This is a genomic window from Syntrophorhabdus sp. (genome assembly GCA_012719415.1).
Lineage (GTDB): Bacteria > Desulfobacterota > Syntrophorhabdia > Syntrophorhabdales > Syntrophorhabdaceae > Delta-02.
The window spans coordinates 1-7,105 of the sequence record JAAYAK010000174.1; the positions used below are offsets into that span (position 1 = coordinate 1).

General features: G+C 55.4%; 6 protein-coding genes. All 6 read right to left on the reverse strand.

Translation table 11 applies throughout. The annotated features are described in order from the left end of the window. Positions 1 to 244: 244 nt before the first annotated feature. Positions 245 to 1,657, reverse strand: coding sequence for an undecaprenyl-phosphate glucose phosphotransferase (locus GXX82_10230; GenBank protein ID NLT23414.1), 1,413 nt, complete (start codon positions 1,655 to 1,657; stop codon positions 245 to 247). Between the two features lie 59 nt (positions 1,658 to 1,716). Further along, on the reverse strand, positions 1,717 to 2,556 hold the full coding sequence (locus GXX82_10235) for a WecB/TagA/CpsF family glycosyltransferase (GenBank protein NLT23415.1): 840 nt from the start codon (positions 2,554 to 2,556) through the stop codon (positions 1,717 to 1,719). A gap of 45 nt (positions 2,557 to 2,601) precedes the next feature. After that, positions 2,602 to 3,858: a glycosyltransferase family 4 protein gene (locus tag GXX82_10240; GenBank protein ID NLT23416.1), complete on the reverse strand. Its 1,257-nt coding sequence runs from the start codon at positions 3,856 to 3,858 to the stop codon at positions 2,602 to 2,604. Beyond that, positions 3,836 to 4,816 carry a hypothetical protein gene (locus GXX82_10245; GenBank protein ID NLT23417.1) on the reverse strand — a complete coding sequence of 327 codons (981 nt, stop codon included), beginning with the start codon at positions 4,814 to 4,816 and terminating at the stop codon, positions 3,836 to 3,838. Before GXX82_10245 ends, GXX82_10240 begins: the two co-directional genes overlap by 23 nt. A 166-nt stretch (positions 4,817 to 4,982) precedes the next feature. Beyond that, entirely contained in the window at positions 4,983 to 6,239 is a 1,257-nt protein-coding gene (locus GXX82_10250) for a glycosyltransferase family 4 protein (protein NLT23418.1), read from the reverse strand. Between the two features lie 107 nt (positions 6,240 to 6,346). Then, on the reverse strand, positions 6,347 to 6,979 hold the full coding sequence (locus GXX82_10255; protein NLT23419.1) for a class I SAM-dependent methyltransferase: 633 nt from the start codon (positions 6,977 to 6,979) through the stop codon (positions 6,347 to 6,349). Positions 6,980 to 7,105 lie beyond the last annotated feature (126 nt).

Here is a 7,105-nt window from a genome sequence, read left to right on the forward strand (position 1 = left end):
AGGTCTCAACCTCTCCTGCCAGATGGTCTCTGACCCCAAGCATCTCCTGGATTCCGGCCTTCGCCGGAATGACGGTGTGTGGGTGAAGTGACGGCGTGTGGGTGGAGTGACGGTGTGTGAACTGTTCGGACAAACACGCATCGGGACCCCAACCGAGGAGAGGCTGACCATCACGTGAGACCTGTGACTTGAGACTTGAGACTTGAGACCTGCGACTTGCGACTTGTGACCTGAGACCGTCTTCTCAATACGCATTCTTATCCACGAACCCTTTGAACACCGTGGCGAAGATGATCTTGATGTCGAACCAGAAGGTCCAGTTTTTGATGTACCTCAGGTCGTACTCGACCCTCTTCTCCATCTTCTCCAGGGTGTCCGTCTCCCCCCGGTAGCCGTTGATCTGGGCCCAGCCCGTTATGCCCGGCTTCACCTTGTGGCGGAGCATGTAGCCGGGGATGATGTTGCGGTAGTACTCGTTGTGGGCCGTGGCGTGGGGACGGGGGCCGACGATGGACATCGTCCCCTGGAGGACGTTGATGAACTGGGGCAGCTCGTCGAGGGAGGTGCGCCTGAGGAAGGCCCCTATCTTCGTTACCCGCGTGTCGTTCCTGCTCGCCTGGCGTATCACGTCGCCGTCCTCGAGGACCGTCATGGTGCGGAACTTCCAGACCATGATCTCGTCACCCCTTGCCCCGTAGCGCCTCTGCTTGAAGAAGACGGGGCCTGGTGAGGTGAGCTTGATGGCGAGGGCGATGGCGACCATGACGGGGGAGATCATGATGAGGATGAGGGAGCTGACGACCACGTCCTCCAGACGCTTGACCCACCCGCTCGCGCTGTCGAAGGGGTCCTCGTAGATGCTTATCGTCGGTATCCCGTTCATATCCACCATGCGGGCGTGGAGGATGTCGAAGGTGAGGAAGTCCGGGGCGAGGTAGGCGGAGACGGCCGTGTTCGAGAGACCCTTCAGGACCTTCCGTATCTTCCCCTCGAACCGCATGGGCAGGGCGATGTACACGAGGTCTATCCTCTCCCTGCGGGCGTCCTCGATCATCCTGTCGAGGTCCCCGAGGACCCTGATGCCGCTTCCCGGCAGGGGCATGCTGCCTGCCTCCTTGTTATCGTCGTAGAAGCCCTTTATCCTGTAGCCCATCCAGGGAGCGCCGAGTATCGTCCGGGCGAGCCCCGTCCCAAGGTCCCCCGCCCCGGCGATGACCACGGTGCGGTAGTTCCTGCCCCTGCTGCGGTATTCCCTCAATGCGGCCCGCACCAGGACGCGCCAGAAGATGAGCAGTATCTGGGCGAGGACGAACCAGGATACGAAGACCCGTCTCAGGTGGATGTCGGGAAGCTTCATGAGGAAGACGATGAAGAGGACGAGGAACGCCACACAGGTCCAGACAATAATGACCGTTTCCGTCTCCTTCCACAGGGACGTGACCCGCCAGGACTTGTAGAGCCCGTTCGCCCGGGCCATGAAGTAGAAGAGGACCATCGCGCACACTGTGAAAAAGCTGAAGTACGGGTTCCACGGACAGTCGTTGACCCACGTGGCCACAAGTATGCTGCTCACGATCCAGAAGATGTCGGCGATGCGGAAAGCCATCCCGAGCTTGGAATAGTGCGATTGCATGAGTCCTGTCGAAGACCTCAGCATAATACTACACCTCGCATCATATTTCGTTGTTCCTTCGATAGTGCGGCTTTCTCTGCCTCTTATTCCTTCTTGCCGGATTGTTCAGGGAAGGGTTGTGGAACGATGAGAGGACCATACGGGGTCACAGATCGATCTGGTCTTCGCCCGCTCCCTATCAACTGCAAAAATGCCCGGGCCATAAATATCGTATTCGTGACAAGGTACCGGCGCCACAATCGGCGCGGTTCCGACAAGAACCTGTGGAACCATTCCAGACCCAGATTCTGCATTAGTCTCGGTGCGCGTTTGAGAGTTCCGGCATGATAGTCGAACGCCGCGCCGACACCGATCATCACCGCACGGATACGATTCCTGTGCTCGGCCATCCACAACTCCTGCTTCGGACAGCCAAGGCTGACAAAAACGACCCTGGCCCCTGAAGCGTTGATCCGCGCGACGATCGAAGAATCTTCTTCCGGTGTCAACGGTCGAAAGGGAGGGGAGATGGCCCCGGCTATCTGCAGACCGGGATACGCCTGGAGCAGGTTCTCTTTCAGCGACGCCAACGTCAACTCCGATGCGCCGTACAGAAATATGGGCTCCGACCGGGCTTGCGCTTCCCCGCAATAGCGCAACATCAGATCAGGCCCATTGATGCGTGGTTGTTCTGTATTCCTCAAACGGCTGATCATCCAGGCTATCGGCGCGCCATCGGGGGCAGCTATGTCGGCCTCCGTTACAACTCGTGCGAATTCGGCGTTCCTTCCTGCCGTCACGACCGAATGAACATTGCACAGGCAAACCACCCTGGATTCTCTTCTGGAAACCCAGCCAGCTATGCTCTTTAGTACCGCGTGCCACGATAGAGCATGGATCGACACATCCAATACCTGAGTCTTCGGCAAACTTTTCAAGGCCATCCTCCGATCGATCACTTCTTGCTCAAAAGCATCCCGGGGATAGAACTACGCGCGTGCCAGAACATGATTCCAGCCACACCGGAGATCTGTGTGGTTTTTCCGTTGCCGCCGTCTAATCGCGATCTCGTAGACGTCAATAAGGGTCCTGTAGTTGCTGTCTGCCGTGTATTTCTCTTCAAAGAGGCCTCGTGCTCCCCTCGCCAATTCTGCCAGGCGATGTTGATCGTCCCACAGAGAACGTAGTACACCCAGAAGGTCTCCCGGATCTCCCGGCCGGAACAGAGCTCCTGCGACTCCCTCGGGTACGATGCCCGGCAACGGTCCAAGCCGGGAGGCAATCACCGGAACCGCCAGAGCAAAAGCCTCGCGGATCACCATGGGAAAACCCTCGAAGCAGAGAGAGGGTAACAGAAGAACTCGGGCGCCGAACAGATGTCTCTGTGCCTCATCGAATGGAAGCTGTCCCGCAAAGCAGATCTTGCTGGAGAGTCCCGCATCAGCCGAAGCTTTGGTCAGAACGCTCTTGAGAGGGCCATCTCCGACAATCTCCAGATGCGGTGCGCTGGCACCCCAGGCCCGCCAGGCCTCGATCAAGATCCGCACCCCTTTTTCCTCGCTTAACCTTCCAATGAAGATGATCCTGTTCTCGCGCGATCTCCAGGGTTGTGCCTCAGGAGGATCCGGATAGAACTGGGGTTTCACGTGTATTGCCTCTTCGGGCAGACCAGCTTGGGCCATAAGACGCCGCTGGAAGTCACTCAGCGCGACAAAGGCATCCACCTGATCTGCCCAGGTCTTCATGGCCCGATGAAGCTCGATCATCAACACCATGGGAACGGTAGCAACCCGGCTCCCCCGGTAACAACCGTAGCGCAGCGCCGGGACAACGCTCTTCCTGGTCAGACACTGAGTGCATGGTTGGCCTTCTCTCATGGGAATACCCGCGGCACAAAACAAGCGATAATTGTGCAAGGTCATGACCGTGGAGGTCTCGAGACCGTTCGCGGCATAGAATATGGCAGGTGACAGCAGTGGGAAGAAGTTATGCACGTGCATAACATCTGGTTGCTCCGCAAGCAACACCTTGCGCATTCTCTCCGCTGCAAACGGATTCCAGGGCGTACTCAGAGCCCCTTTAAGAGTTCCAATCGGACCCCCTTCGCTGATCTCATCGCTGCGCCTTCTGAATTCAATGACCTCGTGTCCTCTCCTTCTCAACAAGGCTGCTTCGTCCAGAAACACGGCGTTTTCTCCGCTTGGCATGGAAGACCGGTAAAAATTATGAACGAGCAATATCTTCAAGGCCGGCTTCACCGCAGACGAACCTGGGCACAAGATCGAGAACGATGGCAAGAATCACAAGCAATCCCAGGAGGCGCTTATCAGGAACACCAACTCCGGAAAGCCTCTCGAAACGCGCCACACTGTTGCGATAGGCGCCCGCTTCAAATGCAGCCCATATCGATTCCAGCGACTTCCTCCTTATCAGGTTCTCCACACGAAAAACGAAGTGGAGAGCGTCCCATCCAGCCGGGGCGAACGACAGAAAGTGTTCCCAGTCGAATGCCAGCAATCTGTTACCGGCAACCCTAACGTTCCAGGGGGCAAAATCACCGTGCGCGGCGGCAAAAGGCCATGGTCTTTGACCACCCTCCCGGCTTGCTGCCAGAAACTCATCACGAAGATAGGCGATAAAGGCAGTCTCTGAGCGAAACTGCGTCTTGACGGGGAGGGTCGGGCGGGCGGTCAGGTCCCGCAGGTTCCTCCAGACGCTCCACAATTCAGGCTGCATCACCTGACAGGTATCCCCGGCAAGCTCTGCCAGGAAGTCAAAGTGTGCGTCCTGCAGAACTGCCGGCGAGGGGATTCCCGACAACAACGCTGACTGCAGCAACCAAACCACTGACCCGGCACTGCCACACCCAAGCAGAGTGGGAAAAGCAGATTCTCGAAAACCCATGAAACGAAGCCTCGTCAGCGCCACACTCTCGTTGGCGATCAGCGATCCGGCCTGCGGTGTAAAGCCAACCTTGGCAAAAGCAAGCGGCGTTGAGCCCTTATCAAACATGATGGCGGTGACCTTCTGATACAGACCCGGTTCCCCCAGCGATAAAGCCACCGAGAACGGTCTCTTTCCAATCGCCCTTTGACAACGGTCCTGGAGACCTGAGATCATCCGGCGATCCAGTATCGACTGAATGGCGCTGGTCGCGTTGAACATCTCGATCGGCACGGCGACCAACCGGCCCGCCATCTTCATCAACCCTGCCCTGGCGGCCACCTGACCCAAGAGCTTGGATAGCTTCCCATGGCGGGAACCCGGATTGTAGAGACCGAAAGAAAGAGACTGGGTTCTGGAGGAGGCCATAGGGATCAAGAGCCTGGGTTGCCACAAAGGCAATCCGACAAACAGATGCGAACCATTCTCAGGATTTCCGACCATGCAGCTTCCCGACCTTACTCTCGGCTTGTTCATGGACCTCCCGATAGAGCGTGTTCAATCGATCGCCGATACGATCCCAGAGATAGTTTTCCTGCACCCTTTTTATGGCACCGATAGACAGGCGTTCGTACAGTTCCGAATCCGTGGCCAACCTGGACAGACCACTGGCCAGTCCCGAGACAACTTCTCTCGGCTCTGTCAGCGCGACCTTGATTCCGCATTCTTCAGTCACGTATTCACCGGGACCACCAAAGTCCAGGCAAACCACGGGCAACCCCTTCGCCATAGCTTCCAACACCACCATTCCAGCCCCTTCAAAAGAGGGGAAGAGAAAAGCATCATTATCTTCCATGGCTCGCAAGACTTTGTCGCGAGTGATGCGTCCGACAAATGTGACCTTTTTTGAAATCCCCAGGTTCTCAGCCAGAAGCGTCAATTCGCTGCGCTGGGGTCCGTCGCCGATGAGTTCCAGCAGGGATTCCTGATGGTGAGATAGATGCTCCTTGAAGGCGATCAAGGACAGACGGTGTGCTTTTATGGAAACCAGTTGGCCTACACAGAGAATCCTCAACGGACGATGGTGCGTCTTGTGATGTCTGGACAAGGCTTGTTGGTCTATTGCATTTTGAGACAAAGCAATGGTTTTCGGGAGCAACTCAGGCATCAGTCGTGATCGGACTTCCTGATTGATGGTGAGTATACGCGTGGCCCTCCTCTGAGCAACGTGAATAATAGGATCAACGAAAGGGCTGACCTTTCTTATGACAAAACGAAGGTGATTATCTGCTACTCCTGAAGAACCCAGGAGAGGATAACACCTCCTGGGAATGTCCGGATTGGCACCTATAGGACCCCAGACGAATGGTCGTTGGATCAACGCCAACCAAGGCCCCACGTACATGTTAACAAACGTGATATGTTGAACCGCATCAAAATTGGTGTGCCTCAGAAGCTTTCTGGCCTGGCAATAGACAAGCACTTGCCAAAAATAATAATACACATGTACGCCCCGGTTTCCTCTCTTCCAGAATCTGGCCCAGTCCGGCAAGTCAACGTATACGAAATTCAGGTTCGGATTGGGGTTTCTTCTCAGCCCCTCCTCGATGGACGCCCGGTTGTTGGACCGGGTAATAACCCATGTTTCATGGAAGCGGGCTATCTGCCGCACCCACTGCCATCCCACTTCCGGTTCGGAACCTTTCCCTGGCTCGCAAGCGTATGCTGAAACAAGAATCTTCATTGACCTACCGTGAAATACAGCATGTTAATCAAACCTCTTTCCTTGAGCAGCGCACAAAACCATCCAGCGGAGCGTTTGTCCTCACTAATATGATCGGGTGACAACAACTAGAGTTTCGTGGCTACTATCCAATATGCCATTGAGAAATACTCGTGGAATGGCCACCTGTTTAGATTCCAACAATTCTCAAGAATCCTCCCAATCGGGTTTCCGCATTTCGGGAGATGGAAGAATACCCGGATGGGTACAAAACCGGCTTCGGCTAATAACCTATGGGCATTACGCACACTGAAAGCATATAAATGTGTGCCGTTGAAGTAATTCATCCGGAGCAAATCACGATATACATTTCTTTCGGTCGGTAGACCCACCACCAGCGTGCCCTTCGACTCTAGTAAACGATGGATCTCCCTGAGCATTAATAGAGGGGAATCGATATGTTCCAGGACATGGGAAAGCAATACGCCTTCAAAAGCCTCATTCTTTAATTGGCGAATCGATTGCGTGAGATCCTCATTGATGATGTTCAACCCGTTCCTTCTTCCAACTTCCGCTAATGCCGGCACTTGTTCTATACCCCGTGAGTCTTTCGACAGATATCTTAGATACAAACCATCCGAACATCCAATATCCAGGACCCTCTTATCTCTGAGATAGGGATAAACAAGCCTCCAGGACGACATCTCTCCAAACTGACCGCCCAGACGAGAGGCAGCGTATTCCCCGTACAATCTATTCAAGTACCAAACCTCTCGCCCCATCCACGGGCAGCAAGCGCTGCCTTCAACACCATCAGTATATCCTCGCGCACCTTTTCTACTGTTCCTTCTGCACAAACCGGTACTGCCCGCGGCTCATGCTCTGCG

Excerpts from the sequence above, each read along its gene's own strand:
- GXX82_10230 (NLT23414.1), bottom strand. The coding sequence starts at position 1,657 with ATGCTGAGGTCTTCGACAGGACTCATGCAATCGCACTATTCCAAGCTC.
- GXX82_10235 (NLT23415.1), bottom strand. The coding sequence starts at position 2,556 with ATGGCCTTGAAAAGTTTGCCGAAGACTCAGGTATTGGATGTGTCGATC.
- GXX82_10245 (NLT23417.1), bottom strand. The coding sequence starts at position 4,816 with ATGAAGATGGCGGGCCGGTTGGTCGCCGTGCCGATCGAGATGTTCAAC.
- GXX82_10250 (NLT23418.1), bottom strand. The coding sequence starts at position 6,239 with ATGAAGATTCTTGTTTCAGCATACGCTTGCGAGCCAGGGAAAGGTTCC.